Genomic DNA, 16,992 nt, shown 5'->3' on the forward strand with positions numbered 1-16,992 from the left:
ACATGAGTTACGACAGCGTGCCCGGTCTGCGCGCCGAACAACAGGGCCCGGCCCTGCGCCTGACGTTGGACCGTGCCGACCGCCGCAACGCGGTCAACGACGTGATGCTCGACGCGTTGATCGCGCATCTGGCCGCCGCAGGCACTGACGAATCGGTGCGTGTCATCCGCATCGACGCCGAGGGGCCGGACTTCTGCGCCGGATCGGATCTGATCGCCAACAACGCTCGCTCGGAGCGCAAGCCGCGGGTGGGCAGTACACAGCGCCGGTTGCCAAACAAGGCCAACCGCCTAATCCCATTGATGCTCGAGACGCAGGTCCCCATCGTGTCGGTGGTGCGCGGTTGGACCGCCGGTCTCGGGTTCCACATCGCGATGGCCGCCGACTTCTGCGTGGCCGCCGACGATACGCGGTTCTGGGAACCGTTCATGGCCCGCGGCTTCACCCCGGACAGCGGCGCGGCCTGGCTGCTGCCTCGGCTGATCGGCATGGTTCGCACGCGCCAGCTCTTAATGCTCGGCAGGGAGATCTCGGGGACCACCGCGGTCGAGTGGGGCATCATCCACGATGCCGTTGCTGAGAGTCAATTAGAGTATGCTGCAAGCGAATTGGTCACCGCCCTTTCCGATGCCCCCACAGTGGCACTGGGTCTGACCAAGTGGCTGCTGCAGAGCGGCAACGGGCTCGACCTCGACCGCCACCTGCAGAACGAGGCGATGGCACTCGAACTGTCCAGCCGCAGTGAGGATTTCCGCGAAGGGTTGGCCGCTTTCCGGGACAAACGCGATGCAAAGTTTCAAGGGCGATGACCGCACTGCCGATCAACGAAGCCACCAGCGCCGCCGACGCCGTCGCGGTGGTCGAGCGATGGGTCGAAACCGAGGTGCCCGCCACCTGGCGGACGGCCGCCGCCAACGGACCCGCTGCGCTGCGGACGGTGCGCAGTTCGGCGGACTATCGGAAGTGGTATCCGGTCTTCGCCACATCCGGCCTCGTCGTGCCGACGTGGGCGCGCGAACACGGCGGCCTGGGTGTCGGCAACGAGGTCGCCCGCGCGGTCGAGGAGGTGCTCCGTCCGCTGCGGCTCACGCGGCTGAATCCGTTGGGGCTCAACAATGCCGCGGCGGCGCTATTCAGCCACGGCACCGAGGAACAGCGGCTGCGGTTCTTGCCGCCGATTGTGCGCAACGAGGAGAAGTGGTGCCAGCTCTTCAGCGAGCCCGGGGCCGGGTCCGACCTTGCGTCGCTGGCCACCCGCGCCGTTAAGGACGGCGATACCTGGGTGATCTCCGGGCAGAAGGTGTGGACCACGTGGGCCGACGAGGCCGATTTTGCGATCCTGCTCGCCAGAACCGATCCGGAGGCGCCCAAACACCAGGGCATCACCTACTTTCTGCTCGATATGCACCAACCTGGCGTTGTTGTGAGGCCGCTGCGCCAGATTACCGGCGAGTCGGAGTTCAACGAGGTGTTCATCGACGACGCACGAATTCCCGACGCGCAGCGCGTGGGAGCGGTCAACGACGGATGGCGAGTCAGCGCATCAACGTTGTCCAGTGAACGACAGATGGTTTCGGGTTCCGGGTCGGGAGGCATGGGCCGGCTCGGTGGCTCCGGCGCCGAACGCCTGATAACTCTTGCACAGGAGACCGGCCGGTGGGACGACCCCGTCATCCGTAACAAAGTCATGCGGTTGTGGGCACAGGAGCAGATCCGGGGCTGGACCAACGCCCGCGTGCGCGCGGCGCTTTCGGCCGGCCAGTCCCCCGGCGCCGCATCCTCGATCGGCAAGGTGCACCAGGCCACGTTGAACCAACAGATTCAGGACCTCATGGTCGATCTGCTGGGCACAGACGCTGTCGCCTGGCCGGCCACCGACGACCCCGATGCCCTGCCACGCGATGTACACGGAATGATGCGCAGCCTCGCCAACGCCACCGAGGGGGGCACTACTGATATCAACAAGAACATCTTGGGTGAGCGTGTGCTCGGGTTGCCCAAGGAGCCGGACCCATGGAAGGGCAAGCCCTGGAAGGATATCCCGCGCTCGTGACCAGCTACCAGCGGCTGGTGGTGGAGGTATGCGACGGCATCGGCTGGCTCATCCTGAACAGGCCGGACGCGGGCAACGCCTTCGACTCGTTGATGCTCGACGAACTCGAGTCCGCCTGGGCCGCGCTGGACGGCGATCCCGACGTTCGGGTAATCGTGAATACCGCCAACGGGAAGGCATTCTGCACCGGAATGGATGTGGTTCAGGTCGCGCGCGACAAGGAGGCGATGCGCCGGCACTCGCGGCGCACCAGGGATGCCGAATTGAAGATCTCGTCGTGGCACTGCGGCGTGTGGAAGCCAGTGATCGCGGCCGTCAACGGGATTTGCGCAGGAGGTGGTCTGCACCTGGTGGCCGACGCCGACATCGTGATTGCGGCCGACGGAGCCTCATTCGTCGATCCGCACGTCTCGGTCGGCCAGGCCGTCGCGTACGAAGCGATCACGTTACTGCGTAAATCGCCGATGGAAGCAATAACCCGAATGGCGTTGAGTGGTAACGGCGAACGCATCTCGGCGCGGCGCGCCTACGAGTTGGGCATTGTGTCCGACGTGACACCGGCCGACCAGCTCCGCCCCGCGGCAGCGCGGCTCGCCGCCGCGATTGCCACGAATGCGCCGACGGCCCTGCGCGCCACAAAGAAGGCGCTGTGGCATTCTCTGGAAGTCGGTTTGACCCAAGCCCGCAACGACGCCGCCGAGGAAATCTGGCGGTTGCGCAATCACCCCGATCACGGCGAGGGCGTCCGGGCATGGCGCGAGAAGCGCACGCCTCAGTGGCAACCGCTGTCGGACGCAGTGGAGGCTTCATGACGTATCAGCGGCTTGTCGTGCAGCGGCGCGGGCCGGTCGGTTGGATCATCAACGACCGGCCGGGCCGGCTCAATGCGTACGACGTCGTGATGCGCGAGGAATTCCCCAGGGCATGGGCGGAATTGAACGCCGACCCCGAAGTCCGGGTCATCGTTCATACCGGTAATGGGCGGGCCTTCCAGGTGGGCGCCGATGTCGAAGAGCTCGACGGCGAGGCCGTGTTGCAGTTTCAGGAAACGATGAGGACCTTGGACCTGAAGTTGACGGCGTGGCACTGCAACGTCGACAAGCCGGTAATCACGGCCGTCAACGGGGTTTGCGCCGGCGGCGGGTTGCACTGGGTGGCCGACGCCGACATCGTCATCGCGTCGTCGGATGCGAGCTTCGTCGACCCGCACGTGTCGATTGGCCAGGTGAGTGCACTGGAGACGATCGCCCTGATGCGAAAGATGCCCGCCGAGGCCGTGTTACGGATGGCGCTGGTCGGCAGCCACGAGCGGCTGAGCGCCCAGCGGGCATACGAGCTCGGCATGATCAGCCAGGTCGTCGATCCGCCCGACAGGCTGCGCGAGGTCGCCCAGGAGCTGGCCGAGAAGATCGCCAAGAATTCTCCCGCCGCGATGCGCGCCACCAAGCGGGCGCTGTGGGGCGCTTTGGAGTACGGCCTCACGGATGCGTGTCGGGCCGGCGCCAAGCACCTGACGTCGATGTGGGGACACCCGGATCAAAACGAGGGACCGGTGGCCTTCGCGGACAAGCGAACTCCGAACTGGGCGCCATTGGAGGCCGATTCGTGAGTCTCGCGCAGCTGCTGGACGCCCTACCCGAGGTCGCGGTGCACACGCTGGACGCCGATGTGTCCCGCGATGAGCTGAAGGCCAGTGCCGACCAGCTCAGCGGGTTGCTCGCCGAGAGGGGCCTGACGCAGGGGCAGGTTGTCGCCGCGATGCTGCCCAACGAAGCCACCACCATAGCGGCGCTGTTCGGCGTGTGGCGCGCCGGCGGCGTGTACACGCCACTGAATCCCAGGGCTGCGGACGCCGAGATCGTGACTCAACTCGAGACGTTGCGCCCCGTTGCCATCGTCACGACTTCCGAACTGGCCGAACGCTTCACGACTTTCCAATTGCCCATCGTGAGCGGCAAGGACCTGTCGTGGGCGGCGACCGCCGGCACACACCACCAGGGCGATCCCCGCCAGTACGACGCAGATGTGGCCCTGCTGCAGTTCACTTCTGGCACAACCGGCCCACCGAAGCCGGTGCCGCTGCGTCACACCACGGTGCTCGACCTCATCGATCGACTCCTCGCTAAACTTCGCGGGACGAAACCAGCCACTGACAAACCGAAGCGCCCTCCGATGCCGAACCTGGTGCCGCTGTCGCTGTCGCTGTGGGCCGGCATCTATCAGGTGTTGTTCGCATTCCGGGCCGGGTCGGGCGTTGTTTTGATGGACCGCTTCTCGCCTACCGACTTCGCCGCGCTGGTCCGACGGCACCAGCTGCGGTCCACGGTGCTGCCGCCCGCGGCACTCACTATGGTCCTGCACGACGACTCGGTGAACGACTTGTCGCCACTGAAGATCGTGCGGTCGATCACCGCTCCACTTTCGCCGGTCCAGGCGGGCAGATTCCGGGACAAATTCGGGGTGATCGTGCTGAACTCCTACGGCCAGACCGAGCTGGGTGGCGAGGTGGTGGGCTGGTCGGCTGCGGACGCCCGCGAATGGGGTGAGACCAAACTCGGGTCCGTCGGGCGGCCACTGCCAGGCATCGACGTCACGATCGCCGACGACGAGGTGATGGTCCGCACGCCCACGACCGCCGCCCGAAAGATCGATGCCGCCTTCTTGGACCGGCTCACCGACGACGGCTGGTTCCACACCGGTGACTTGGGTTGGTTCGACGACGACGGGTTCCTGTGGCTCGATGGCCGCGTGTCGGACATGATCAACCGCGGTGGGCTCAAGGTGTTTCCGGGCGCCGTCGAGGACGTGTTGGTGGCGGCCGACGGAGTGCGCGAAGCGGCCGTGGTGGGTATCCCCGACGAGCGGGTTGGCGAGGTGCCGTGGGCGTTCGTGGTGAAAGGCGACGAGTCGATCTCCGAAGGCGGTCTCGTGTCGTGGTGCCGCGAGCGCCTGACGCCGTACCGCGTGCCCGTGCGCATCGTGTTCGTCGAGCAGTTGCCGCGAAACGACGTGGGCAAGGTGGTCAAACGCGAACTCGCGGCGCTCGCCAAAAGCTGAGGTGCCCAACATGTCAACAGTCGTTCTCGGCCCCGGCGACCCGCTGACGACCGCGCTCACCGACGGACTCGGCGCTGTCGCAGCAGAAATCGATGCGCCACTAGCGCCCCCGATCGACGCTGTCGTAGTCGTCGTCGGCCCCGGCTCGACGACGGTGGATGCCGGCGAGACGATGTGGCGGGCGCTCGTTGCTCTGCAACATGCCCATTCCGCCATGAGGCAGCACGGCGGCCGAATCGTGCTCGTCGTTCCGACGATCGGCATCGCGGGGGCCGCCGGATTGGTGGGCTACACGACGGCTATTGAGGGTATCCGGGCGATGGCGAAATCGGCAGCGCGGCAATGGTGTTCTCACGGCGTGACAGTCAACCTCGTCGCAGCGCCGGTAAGTCTGTTCGCGCCGGGCGTTGACGCGTCCCATCTGACCGCGCCGGCGTTCTGTGATGACCACACGCTGATCCACTCCCTTGTGGAGACAACGAAGTTCCTGCTCCGTCGCGACCTGGATCACCTCGTCGGGGCGACCATTGTTGCGGACGGGGGTTCGGTGATGGTGCCGTGAGGCTGGACGGTCACACGGTCCTGGTGACCGGTTCCGGGGCAGGTGTGGGACGTGGTATCGCGAGGGCCCTCGCCGCCGAAGGCGCGCATGTCGTGGTGGCAACCCGCGCGGAATCCGGATGCGATGTTGTCGGCGGGATCTCCGCACGAAGGCAGCGGGCAACCTGGACGCGTTGCGACGTAACCGTACCCGAACAGGTCGCGGAGGCTGTGAACGCCGCTCTTGCCGCCACCGGCCGGCTCGACGCGGTAGTACACAACGCCACGAGCAGCAGTTCCAGCCAGCCGCATCGGCTCGAGGAGGTGAGCCGGCCGCTGTGGGAAGACCACTACTCGGTGTCGATCGGCGGCGCCCAGAACTGCGCGGCCGCGGCATTCGATGCGCTGAAAGCACGTGGCGGCACCTTCCTGGTCATGACCTCGCCGGCGGGTATCGAGGGCAGCGCCACGCTTCCCCTCTACGCGACGATGAAGGGTGCGCTTCGCGGTTTCGCGAAGAGCCTGGCCCGCGAATGGGCGCCCCACGGAATTACCGTCAATGTGGTTTCACCGCTTGCCTATTCGCCTGCGATGACCGCCGCGATCGAAGCCGACCCAGCGATGGAAGAACGCCTGTCGCGACGGGTGCCGCTAGGCCGGATCGGTGATCCCGAGCGAGATATCGGGACCGCCGTCGCATTTCTGGTGGGCCCGGCCGCCCGTTACATCACCGGGCAGACCCTGGGCGTCGACGGCGGCCATTTCATGAACCTGTAGCGCCGATCGCAGTCGAATACGGTCGTTTGCTAGTGTGAGAATCATAATTCTCAATTACAGGAGGCGTTGTGAGTGACGACAAAGCATTCGAAGTGTGGGACGCCGACAACCACATGTACGAAACGATCGACGCCTATACGCGATATCTGCCGGAGAAGTATTCCGACGCGCTGAAGTTCGTCGACGTCAACGGCCGCAAGAAGCTCCAGGTCCTCGGTGTCATCACCGAGACCATTCCCAACCCGACCTACGAGGTGATCCCCACCCCTGGCGCGTGGGCCGATTACTACCGCGGGATCAACCCGGAGGGCAAGACGCTGCGCGAACTCGCCGAGCCGATCCGTTGTCCCGACGAGTTCCGGCGCCCCGACCTGCGCCTGGCGTTGATGGACCGCCAAGGTGTCGACGGCGCGGTGATGTTCCCGACCACGGCCGGGATGCTCGAAGAACGGACGAAGTCCGACACGGAGCTCACCCATGCGGTCACTCACGCCTTCAACCGCTGGCTGCTCGACGAGTGGACGTTCAACTATCAGAACCGCATCTTCGCGGTCCCGGCGATCTCGCTCAATGATCCGGCGAAGGGCGTCCAAGAGCTCGAGTGGTGCCTGGAGAACGGAGCGAAGACGGTCCTGATTCGGCCGGCGCCGGTACCGCGGGAGGACGGCACCTCGCGTTCACCCGCCCTGCCCGAGTTCGACGACTTCTGGCGGATGGTCGAGTCATCGGGTATCGCGGTCCAGATGCACAACTCCGACGCCGGTTACGACCGCTACCTCTCCGACTGGGAGGGCGGCGACGAGTTCCAGGGCTTCCAGCTGACGAAGTTCCGCGGGTTCATCTACGAGGAGAGCCGCCACATCTTCGACACGCTCGCCGCTTTCATCGCGCACGGGGTGTTCGAGCGGTTTCCCGGCCTGCGCATCGGTGTGGTCGAAAACGGCGGCTCGTGGGCCCAGCGCTTGATGGATGTATTCGATCGGGTGTACCGCAAGAAGCCACGTGAATTCAGCGAGCACCCCTGTGATGTCTTCCGCAGGCATGTGTGGGTGAACCCATTTCACGAGGAGGACATGTCGCATCTCATCGACATCCTCGGTGCGGATCGCGTGATGTTCGGATCCGACTACCCGCATCCCGAGGGGTTGGCGGCGCCGACGGACTTCGTCAAGGAACTCGAGCATTTGCCCGCGGTCACCACGGCACGAGTGATGGGCGGCAACCTCAGGGAGCTCATCGGCCTCTAGCCAAGTTCGGCAAAGCGCTCGAGGTAGGTCCAGGCAATGTCCGGCGGAATGCCGCCACACAACGGTGCGATGTTGAACATCTCCCCCGCCTTTACGCGCTCCCTCGCCTCGCTTACGGACAGGATCACGTGGGAGGACGCCGCGCTACGCAGCTCGTCGACGGTCTTGGCGGGTGTGATGTTCGCCGACACCGTGCTGGCCGGATTCCACTCCGAGTACGCCATCGCGTCGTGCAACAGATACTTGCCAATCTCGTCCCATGCGGCATCGACGTCGTCCGCGACGAAACAATTTGTGGCCGTATCGCGTTCGGGAAGCAGCGTGAATCCCGGCTCGAAACCACTTTCGCGGCAGGCCTGCTCGTAGGCCTCCTTCATTCCCGGCACCACCCCGTTGGCGAGCAGTCCGAGACCGTTGCGCCCGGCCCGCCTGGCAGCGGCCAGGCTCGCCCCACCCCACATCATCATCGGCCCTGCTGGCGTGCGCGGTCGCGGCGTCACCCTCATCCGGCGGCCGCCGTGTTCGACCTGCTCGCCGGCCAGTAACCGACGAAGGATGCCGAGCTTCTCGTCGGCCAGTCGGCCCCGATCCGACAGTGATAGACCGAAGTGGTCGAACTCCTCTGCGCGGTAACCGATCCCGAACACATAGCTCGCGCGGCCCGCGCTGATGTGGTCCAGGACCGCCATGTCCTCGGCCAATCTCGCGGTGTCATAGAACGGGAGGATGATCACCAGGTTCAGCATCAGCTGTTTGGTGCGTGCGGCGATCGCCGCGCCCAGCATCAGGGGCGAGGGCAGGTAACCGTCGTCGGCGCAATGATGCTCGCACAGCACCGCCGCGACACAGCCCCGGGTTTCCGCCCACGCCGCCATCTCGCTGGCCGCGGCGTACAGCTCTGTCGGATGCGCCCCTATCGACGGCGCCCGCATGTCGAACCTCAGCGTGAACATTATTGGCCCGATGTCCTCCCGTTACTCTGGATTCACCGACTCCCGAACTGGGTGCGTAGTTCGTTCTTGAGCACCTTGCCGGTGAGGTTGCGAGGTAGCGCATCGACGATTTCGAGTCGTTCGGGCGTTTTGTGCTTGCTCAGCCCGCGAGCTTGACAGTATTCGAAGACCGACGAGAGCGTCACCGCCGCACCTGGGTGCACGACCACGACGGCGCACACGCGCTCGCCCGTTCGCTCATCCGGTACGCCGATCACCGCGACGTCGGCCACCGCCGGATGGCTCGCCAGCACCCCCTCGATCTCGAGTGCCGAGATGTTCTCCGCGTTACGGATGATCGCATCCTTGATGCGCCCGGTCACGATGACGTTGCCCGTGTCGTCGATTCGCCCCAAATCACCTGTGCGAAACCACCCGTCGGCATCGAACGCTTGGGCATCCAGGGAAGCATCGACGTAGCCGAGGAAGCATTGCGGCCCTTTGAGCCGCAACTCCCCATCCTCCCCTGGCGCGACCTGTCGCTCGCATTCGTCGACGACCCGTACCGCAACGCCTGCCACAGGCTTTCCAACCGTATGATCCAGCAGCTCCGGGGGCCCGTTCGGCGCTTGCGAGGTAGCGACCGGAAATTCGGTCAGGCCCCAGGAATTGGCCACGCCGTCCACTGAAAACGTCTGCCGCACTTGGTGACCCAACTCCGCAGTGATCGGCGCGCCTCCGCCAACGCAGCCGCGCAGCTGGGGATAGAGCGGCTTGTCGCCGTGCCTGGCCTGCGCCGCCATGAAGGCGACAAAGAAGGGAGTGGCGCTGCCCAGCAGCGTCGGGCGATGCGCGGCGATGGCCAGGGGGGTCTCAACGGGATCGAAGGCGTCAAAGAGCACCAACCGCATGCCGGTGCGGAGGCTGGCGGCGAGCATGGCGGCTCCCCCGATGTGCGATACCGGAAATGCGATCGGGTTGACATCGCTACTGGACGCTCCGACGATGCCGACGACGCCTGCCGAGCCGGCGATGACCGAGCGGTCGCAGTGCCGCGCGCCTTTCGGGGCCGCCGTCGTGCCCGACGAATAGTAGATCCACCGGGGGTCCTCATCAGATGTCGGCGACGCGGGAAGAGCCGCCGGATCGCCGGCGGGCAGCCGAAGCACATCGGTGATGGGCGCGTCGTGGTCGATGACCAGCACAGCCATCGAATGCTCATCGGCGAGCTGACGCGCGAGCGCGGTATGGTCGAAGCCGCGCCACAATCCGGGCACGATGATGACCTCTGTCTTGAGTTGCCTTGTTGCGAAACGTAGTTCGCTCTCCCGCCATATCGGCAGGATCGGGTTCTGGACCGCACCGAGGCGCGTCAGAGCCGCCATGACGACCATCGTCTCGATCGTGGTCGGCAGTTGCCATGACACCACCGTGCCCGGCCGAATTCCCGCCTGCGCCAGCGCCGCTGCGCAGGTCAGCGCGGATTCACGCAGCTGTCCGCACGTCAGGGCACGCCCGTAATCGTCGGCGACCACCACGCGTTCGGGGTACGCCCGCGCTGCCGTCTCGAGCAGGGACCAGTAGGTCTGCGCTGCAGGTTGCGCGGTCATCGGCTCGGCAGATGCAGCCGACGCTTGGCGAGGATGTTGCGCATCATCTCCGAGCTACCGCCCGATATCGTGTAGGCACGCGACCACAGCCAGCACTCACGCAACCGTTGTTTGGCCTGTCGCACCTCATGATCGGCTGCGCCCACGGACGACGCCGTTGCGGCCAGCTCTGCGCCAAAGGCCGCGACCCGGTGATAGGTCTCGGCAAAACTCAATTTGGCGATCGAACCGTCGCCTGGTTGCTCGTCACCCGATGTCAGCCGCTCCACGTGATCATCGATGAATGCCTTGGCGACCTCCGCCTCGACCGCCAATTCGGCCACCCGCTGGCGGATATCGTCGGACTTCAGCGCCGGTGCGCCGTCGATTTGTGCATGACTGGCCACCGTGACTAGATCATCGATCAACAGTTCCAGCAGAATGACGTTTCCGCCGATGCCGAATCGTTCAAAGTCCAGGCCCGCCATGATGATCGACCAGCCTTGACCCACCTCGCCGATGATGCTCTCGGCACCGAGCCTGACTCCGGTGAGGAACACCTCGTTGACCTCGATCGCGTCGCCGATCGTGCGGATCGGACGAACCTCGACGCCTTCCGCCGAGAGCGGCACGGCAAACACCGACAGCCCGTGGTGGCGTGACGAGGTGGGATCCGTGCGGATCAACGCAAGGCCCATGTCGGCCCAGTGGCCGTCGGTGATCCAAGTCTTCTGCCCGTCGATAAGCCAGCCGCCATCGTCCTGCCTTGCGCCGCGGCTGCGGACCGCGGCGATGTCGCTGCCGGCGTCGGGCTCACTGAGCAGCTGGCACCACACGTGCTCGCTGCGCCGGATCGGTGGCAGCAGCGTTCGCTTCTGCTGCTCGGACCCGAAGTCCAGGAGCACGTGGGCGGCGAGGTTCACCTGATCCACCGGGCGCGGTGCGCGGGCGCGCAGAATTTCTTCGCTCACGATGCGGTCATGCAGCGGGTGATGATCGGCGCGACCGCCGTATTCGACCGGCCAGTCCGCTCCGACGAGCCCCGCCTCGAACAGGCCGGCAAACCACCTTCGCAGCTTGGCTTCCTGTTCGGCCGTCTCAGGAGCTCGGTGGCCCTCGCGCGCCTCGATCGCCGGTGCGTGTTCGGTGATGTGTGCTCTGACCCGATTCCTGAACTCTGCCAGCTGCGTCTCAGTGGGCCGATCCCCGAACGTGCTCACCAACCCGACACCTCCGCCAGCAGCGCCCGGCTCGATCGGGCCGTGCCCACCAAGTGACCGTTGGTGAAGACCCGCCGCAGCTCGAAGTGCAGCGGGTACTCCCAGGTAAATCCGATACCACCCGATAGTTGCATGCATTCGTCGACCGCGGCTGGCGCGTTTGCGGCTACAAAGGCATGCGCCGCTGCACTCAACACGGTTGCCCTCGCGTCGGCCGAGGCGAGAGCGCGGGCGCCCCGCATGACGACGGCCCGCGCTTTGACCTCGAAAACCAGGAGCTCGACGAGCCGGTGCTGAATCGCTTGGAAACTGGCAATCGGCGCGCCGAACGCCACGCGCTCCCGCAGGTACGCCGTCAACCGCTCCAGGGTCATGGACAACGCGCCGACGGAGTCGGCCGACACGAGCAGCCTGGCCATCGCGGTCAGCTCGTCGGCCCGTTCGGGCGACCCGATCAACGCGAGAGGCGCATCGCTCAGATCGACACGCCATACCGTTCGCGTGACGTCCAGCAAGTCACCGTCCACCTCGAACCGTGCGGGATCCAGGTTGCGTATCAGGTGGATCCCGTCGCGCCTCAGGAGGACAACGAAATCGATGTCATCGCGGATGACCCGCACGGCGTCATCGTGGAGGGCCAGACCCGCCGTCTCGGTACCGGCCAGCAAGCCGGGCAGCAGCTGCTCCCTGACGTCGTCCGACGCCGAGGCGACCGCGGCAGCGGCCAACGTGGTGCCAAACCATGCCGACCTATCCTGTGCTCGTCCGAGCTCCTCTGCCACGACACACGTTTCGACCGGACGCCAGCCAGCCCCGCCCCTCCCCGCATCGACGAGCAGCCCGGTCCAGTCCATGGCAGCAAGGTCCTTGACGGACCCCTTGTCCGCGCGCCCGGCCAGAAACTCCCGTGCCGACTCCTGGAGAAGGTCGAGGTCGACGTCTCCGTCTGCCATCGGGCCGTTAACTCCGGGAGAGCAGCTGATAGGCGTTGTCGCGCATGATCCGCCGCTTGGCGTGATCATCAAGCGGGTCAAGGAGTTTCACGAAGTCGGCGGGCTCGGCCAAGCCTTCGGCGTGCGGATAGTCCGAGCCCATTACCAGGCAGTCGTCGTATCCCAGGCCCGCGACGATCGATGGGATATCGTCCTCGGGGTACGGCACGACGCGGACATGGCGACGGAAGATCGCCGACGGCCGCTCCGTCAGCTTCCCTCCGATCCACGGACCGTTGCGGCCCATCCCCCGGCTCTTGTCCATGTGCCTGGTGAAGAATGGTACCCATTCGGCCCCGTGCTCGGCGACGAGGACGTGCAGACCCGGGAAGCGACCGAAGAGGTTGTCGAAGATGAGCGCCGACAACGTTTCCTCGATCGGCCGCTGGCCATAGATATTCATCCACTGCCAAGCCGACATGTGCCAAGAGGCGGGGTCGGAGTTCTGCCCCCACGCGGGTGAGATCGCATCGAAGTACCAGAACGGCATGATGTGGAACACCAAGATGCAACCGGCCTCTTGCAGGCGCGCGTAAATGGGGTCGAAGTACGGGTCCCCGGGTGATCGTCCGTAGGCCGGCCCGGTCGGCAGCAGCACAAATTTCGCACCTTGCGCGATGATCGCCTCGGTCTCTGCGATCGCAGAATCCAAGTCACGCAATGACATCAGCGCGGTGGCGAAGATCTTGCCGTCGTAGTTGAAACCCCACTCCTCGTCAAACCATCGGTTGAACGAGCGCAGATTGGCATACAGTGCCGGTGTGTCATCGACGTAGTGCTCGGCGGCCAGGGCCATACCGCTCGGATAGATGACCATACCCTCGATGTTCTGGTCGGCCATGACGCCCAGGCGTGCGGCACGCTCGATGAATTCCGCTCGCATGGGTTGCGGCTCGTAGGACTCTTCAGGGTTGCCCGATCCCATTTGCTTGAGCATCTCCTTGAGCGAACCGGGCCGGTACGCGACATCGAGACCCAAACCCCCTTCGCTGTTGAAGGTGGCGACGCGATGCCCGGCAAGGATCACCTCCACGCCGTCCGCACCCCGCACGGTGGTGATCGCCCGGTCCCGAAACTTCTCCGGCAGGTAACGGGTGAACGCGTCCCTTGTCTCGTAGCAGTGGGTGTCGCAGTCAAAGATGCCGTAATCGAGTTTCGTCGTCACCGCTTCGCTCCTTCGAACGAGAATGAATATTCTCTATTTTCAAAAAACATACTATCCTGATCCGACAATGCCCATCCCGGACCGGATGACCAGGACGCCTTCGCTTAGCGGCCGGCCCGGTCGCGGCCGCATAGAGGAAAATATGACCCAATCAATGCCGCTGACCGACAACATGATCGGTGGACCTGGATGAGCCTTTGGGTTGCCCTTCCGCTCGAACGGGTTCACCCCGCGGTCCCGATGCGGTCGGCGCGAGAGGTCGCGCGTGCCGGGCAGTGACGTCGATGACCTTCGCAGGATGGTTCGCGACTACCTGACTGCGATGTCACCCAGTGAGACGGTTCGCAAGCTGATGGCAACCGACACGGGGTACGACGAGGCGTCCTGGCGCCGAATGGCCGGAGAGTTGGGCCTGCACGGCATCGCCGTTCCCGAGAAGTGGGGCGGGGCCGGCGCCGCCATCACCGAACTTGCGGTGGTCTTCGAGGAAATGGGGCGCGCCCTGTTGTGCTCCCCCTTTTTCGCCACCGTCGGGCTGGCGACACAAGCCGTTCTCGCCAGCGGCGACACCGGGGCGAGCGAACGGTTTGTCCCAGCGTTTGCCGACGGCTCGATGACCGCCACGCTGATCCTCAATGGCCGACTCGGTGCATGGGAGCCCGCGGCCGTGATGTTGCGGGCCGTCCGCGACGGCGGCGGCTATCGGATGCACGGTGAGGCGCCGCTCGTGATCGACGGCCACACCGCCGACGTGGTCCTGGCGGCCGCCACCACGCCGGCGGGCATCTCGTTGCTCGCGGTGCGCGGCGACGCGGAGGGTGTTCATCGCACGCCGCTGGCCGGACTCGACCGCACCCGCAAGGTGGCCCGGGTGAGCTTCGACGGCGCGAAGGCCGAGCTGATCGGAGGCGACGGCGGTGCCGCGAACTTCCTGGCGCGCGCATCGGATCTCGCTCTCGTCGTCCTGGCGGCCGAACAGGTCGGCGCCGCGCAACGCTGCCTCGACATGGCCGTCGACTACGCCAAGAACCGAATTCAGTTCGGTCGACCAATCGGCAGCTTCCAGGCGATCAAACATCGGTGCGCGGACATGCTTGTCCAGGTGGAGGGTGCGCGTTCGGCCGCGGCGCATGCGGCCGACGTGGCCGACACCGACGGCCTGCCGGCCGCGGCGTCGGTCGCGAAAATGGTGGGTTCGGAAGCCTTCCTGCACGCCGCTCTCGACAACATGCGCATCCATGGCGGCATCGGATTCACCTGGGAACACGATGCCCACCTGTTCGTCCGGCGCGCCAAGGCCACCCAGTTGATCTTCGGGGACCCCGACTACCACGCCCAGCGCCTAGCCGATCTCTTCACTGCTGCGGAATGAAAGGACCCATGTGACCGTCTCCTTCTCCCTCGAACTGCCCACCCAGCGTGTCGAGGCGGTTGACGAATTCGTCAGCGCCGAGGCCATCGCCGACATTGCGCGAGCTGCCGAGGCAAGCGGATTCGCGGCGGTCCACGTCACCGACCACCCCGCACCCGACGCGAAGTGGCTCGATCACGGCGGCCACCACGCGCTTGATCCATTCGTCGCGTTGGCGTTCGCCGCCGCTGCAACGTCCGGCGTGAAGCTGCTGACCAACGTCTACATCGCCGCCTACCGCAACCCGTTTCTTGGCGCGAAGTCGATCCAAAGCCTGGCCGTGCTGTCGAAGGGCCGACTGATCCTCGGGACCGCCGCGGGGTACCTCAAGCCCGAATTCAGATCTCTGGGAATCGATTTCGACAACCGCGGAGCATTGCTCGACGAGGCGTTGGACGTGCTGGACAAGGTGCTCACCGGTGAGGACATCGCCTACGAGGGAACGTCGTTCACCGCCCGCGGTGTCCGACTGCGCCCGTTGCCGGCGACGCGACCACCGGTATGGGTCGGCGGTAACAGCAAGCCCGCCGTCCGCCGGGCGGTATCGCGCGCGCAGGGATGGGCGCCTTTCAACACGTTCGGTTACGCCGCGGCGTCGCGGACCGCGGAAATCTCGACGATCGACGACCTAGAGCTCGCCATCGACTGGGCCAAGCAGTACGCGGCTGAAATCGGCCGCACCACGCCGCTGGACATCTGCTTCTCTGCCGGAAACCTGTTGGACGACAGCCGATCGGCCGACGAACGTCACGCGACCATCGCCAGGCTTTCCGCGTCGGGGGTCACCTGGCTCACCATCGCGCCCCAGGGTGCCGACCGGGCCGAATTCATCGATCGTTCCCGCGCGTTCGCCAAGCAGTTCATCACGGCCTGACGCCTCCTCATGCCATCAGGCTGTCGGCCGCGAATGCGTCCACACTGATACGGCGATGGGCGAATAGCCACCGACCGTTCACCGGGACCAGCACGTCGCGGTAGCGGCCCCAGTGGTCGAGCCCGACATCCGTGTGAACGGCGAAGTAACTACTGACCTCGACCCTGTCGCGGGCGACCGACCCGAACCGGACGCTGGCGACATGGTGCCGGACATGTGTCGGTGCCCGGCGCGCCGATCGCGATGGCCGGGTCACCGCGGCGCCGAGACCGGCCTCGATTTCCGCCGGACCGGTCAGTGGCTCGGCGGCTCCGGTGAACTGCAAGACCCCGTCATCCCCGAAGCAAGCGGCCAGTGCGTGGAGATCGAATCGATCGGTGGCCGCTGTGTAGTCGGCCAATGTCTGCCGCACCGACTCCCGCACTTCGAGTTCCCAAGCCTCCATCTAACCTCCCAAGTTAACGTTTGTTGTCGGCACACGATAACGTGTGTTCTCATGCCACAACCACGGCTGCAAGACCTGCTGACGCCTGCCACCACGGCGCTGGTTACCCAGGAGTGCCAGGGCGGGGTGATCGGGCCGCAGGCCGGCTTGCCGTTTCTCGCCGAAGAGGCCCGCCGCCAAGCGATTCCCAACATCGCCAAACTGCTGACCGCGGCAAGGGCGGCCGGTGTCGCAGTCGTGCATTGCCTGATTCAGAAGCGGCCCGACAACCTAGGGTCGAACACCAATGCCCGGCTTTTCATCGCCGGGAAATCGTTCGCGGCCGACTTGACCCCTGGCAGTCCCGGCGCGTCGGTTCTGCCCGAACTCGGACCTGCACCCAGCGATCTGGTGCTGACCCGGACCCACGGAGTCGGGCCCATGACGGGTACCGATCTCGACTCCGTGCTACGGAACATGAACATCAAGACCATTGTCGGAGTCGGTGTTTCGGTGAACATCGCCATTCAGAACTTCGTGATGGACGCGGTGAACCGCAGCTATCAATTCGTGCTGCCGCGCGACGCGGTCAGTGGGTATCCGCGAGAGTATGCCGAGTCCATCATCGACAACACGTTGGCACTGCTCAGCACCGTGACCACTACGGATGCCGTGGTGGACGCGTGGAAAGACATCTGCACACCCTGACCC

17 protein-coding genes are annotated in these 16,992 nt (G+C 65.5%); 11 read left to right on the forward strand and 6 right to left on the reverse strand.

Annotation, left to right across the window (positions count from 1 at the left end):
- Nucleotides 1–2 precede the first annotated feature (2 nt).
- From A5686_RS12750 to A5686_RS12785, 8 genes are all read left to right on the forward strand, one after another.
- On the forward strand, nucleotides 3–809 hold the full coding sequence (locus A5686_RS12750; protein ID WP_067934562.1) for an enoyl-CoA hydratase/isomerase family protein: 807 nt from the start codon (nucleotides 3–5) through the stop codon (nucleotides 807–809).
- The gene (locus A5686_RS12755; RefSeq protein ID WP_067934564.1) at nucleotides 806–2,053 is read left to right on the forward strand and encodes an acyl-CoA dehydrogenase family protein; all 1,248 of its coding nucleotides are present in this window, start codon (nucleotides 806–808) and stop codon (nucleotides 2,051–2,053) included. The genes A5686_RS12750 and A5686_RS12755 overlap by 4 nt, the downstream gene beginning before the upstream one ends.
- Nucleotides 2,050–2,865: an enoyl-CoA hydratase/isomerase family protein gene (locus A5686_RS12760; protein WP_067934737.1), complete on the forward strand. Its 816-nt coding sequence runs from the start codon at nucleotides 2,050–2,052 to the stop codon at nucleotides 2,863–2,865. Before A5686_RS12755 ends, A5686_RS12760 begins: the two co-directional genes overlap by 4 nt.
- Complete coding sequence (locus A5686_RS12765; protein WP_067934565.1) at nucleotides 2,862–3,662, forward strand: enoyl-CoA hydratase/isomerase family protein; 801 nt, start codon at nucleotides 2,862–2,864, stop codon at nucleotides 3,660–3,662. The genes A5686_RS12760 and A5686_RS12765 overlap by 4 nt, the downstream gene beginning before the upstream one ends.
- Nucleotides 3,659–5,110 carry a class I adenylate-forming enzyme family protein gene (locus tag A5686_RS12770; RefSeq protein WP_067934566.1) on the forward strand — a complete coding sequence of 484 codons (1,452 nt, stop codon included), beginning with the start codon at nucleotides 3,659–3,661 and terminating at the stop codon, nucleotides 5,108–5,110. Before A5686_RS12765 ends, A5686_RS12770 begins: the two co-directional genes overlap by 4 nt.
- A gap of 10 nt (nucleotides 5,111–5,120) precedes the next feature.
- Nucleotides 5,121–5,672: an SDR family NAD(P)-dependent oxidoreductase gene (locus tag A5686_RS12775; RefSeq protein WP_067934738.1), complete on the forward strand. Its 552-nt coding sequence runs from the start codon at nucleotides 5,121–5,123 to the stop codon at nucleotides 5,670–5,672.
- On the forward strand, nucleotides 5,669–6,427 hold the full coding sequence (locus A5686_RS12780; protein WP_067934567.1) for an SDR family NAD(P)-dependent oxidoreductase: 759 nt from the start codon (nucleotides 5,669–5,671) through the stop codon (nucleotides 6,425–6,427). The genes A5686_RS12775 and A5686_RS12780 overlap by 4 nt, the downstream gene beginning before the upstream one ends.
- 113 nt (nucleotides 6,428–6,540) lie before the next feature.
- On the forward strand, nucleotides 6,541–7,674 hold the full coding sequence (locus A5686_RS12785; RefSeq protein ID WP_067934740.1) for an amidohydrolase family protein: 1,134 nt from the start codon (nucleotides 6,541–6,543) through the stop codon (nucleotides 7,672–7,674).
- On the opposite strand, the gene A5686_RS12790 is transcribed toward A5686_RS12785, so the two are convergent.
- The 5 genes from A5686_RS12790 to A5686_RS12810 are packed head-to-tail and all read right to left on the reverse strand — an operon-like array spanning nucleotide 7,671 to nucleotide 13,572.
- Nucleotides 7,671–8,627 (reverse strand): LLM class flavin-dependent oxidoreductase, encoded by a 957-nt coding sequence (locus tag A5686_RS12790; RefSeq protein WP_067934569.1) that lies wholly within the window; start codon nucleotides 8,625–8,627, stop codon nucleotides 7,671–7,673. The genes A5686_RS12785 and A5686_RS12790 overlap by 4 nt on opposite strands.
- A gap of 32 nt (nucleotides 8,628–8,659) precedes the next feature.
- A complete protein-coding gene (locus A5686_RS12795; protein ID WP_067934571.1) occupies nucleotides 8,660–10,216 on the reverse strand; it encodes a class I adenylate-forming enzyme family protein in 1,557 nt (518 codons plus the stop codon).
- Nucleotides 10,213–11,415 (reverse strand): acyl-CoA dehydrogenase family protein, encoded by a 1,203-nt coding sequence (locus A5686_RS12800; protein ID WP_067934573.1) that lies wholly within the window; start codon nucleotides 11,413–11,415, stop codon nucleotides 10,213–10,215. Before A5686_RS12800 ends, A5686_RS12795 begins: the two co-directional genes overlap by 4 nt.
- Nucleotides 11,412–12,368, reverse strand: a complete 957-nt coding sequence (locus A5686_RS12805) for an acyl-CoA dehydrogenase (RefSeq protein WP_067934575.1) — start codon at nucleotides 12,366–12,368, stop codon at nucleotides 11,412–11,414. The genes A5686_RS12800 and A5686_RS12805 overlap by 4 nt, the downstream gene beginning before the upstream one ends.
- 7 nt (nucleotides 12,369–12,375) lie before the next feature.
- Nucleotides 12,376–13,572: an amidohydrolase family protein gene (locus A5686_RS12810; RefSeq protein ID WP_067934577.1), complete on the reverse strand. Its 1,197-nt coding sequence runs from the start codon at nucleotides 13,570–13,572 to the stop codon at nucleotides 12,376–12,378.
- A 265-nt stretch (nucleotides 13,573–13,837) separates the two neighbouring features.
- Here A5686_RS12810 and A5686_RS12815 point away from each other — a divergent pair, with 265 nt between their 5' ends.
- Entirely contained in the window at nucleotides 13,838–14,944 is a 1,107-nt protein-coding gene (locus A5686_RS12815) for an acyl-CoA dehydrogenase family protein (RefSeq protein ID WP_067934578.1), read from the forward strand.
- Nucleotides 14,945–14,954: 10 nt separating this feature from the next.
- On the forward strand, nucleotides 14,955–15,857 hold the full coding sequence (locus tag A5686_RS12820; protein ID WP_067934580.1) for a TIGR03619 family F420-dependent LLM class oxidoreductase: 903 nt from the start codon (nucleotides 14,955–14,957) through the stop codon (nucleotides 15,855–15,857).
- Nucleotides 15,858–15,864: 7 nt separating this feature from the next.
- Here the strand turns inward: A5686_RS12820 and A5686_RS12825 are convergent, their stop codons facing one another.
- Complete coding sequence (locus A5686_RS12825; RefSeq protein WP_067934582.1) at nucleotides 15,865–16,302, reverse strand: nuclear transport factor 2 family protein; 438 nt, start codon at nucleotides 16,300–16,302, stop codon at nucleotides 15,865–15,867.
- 51 nt (nucleotides 16,303–16,353) lie between these two features.
- On the opposite strand from A5686_RS12825, the gene A5686_RS12830 reads away from it, so the two are divergent.
- Entirely contained in the window at nucleotides 16,354–16,989 is a 636-nt protein-coding gene (locus A5686_RS12830) for a cysteine hydrolase (RefSeq protein ID WP_067934584.1), read from the forward strand.
- Nucleotides 16,990–16,992 lie beyond the last annotated feature (3 nt).

The sequence above is a fragment of the Mycobacterium sp. E2479 genome, assembly GCF_001667925.1.
Lineage (GTDB): Bacteria > Actinomycetota > Actinomycetes > Mycobacteriales > Mycobacteriaceae > Mycobacterium.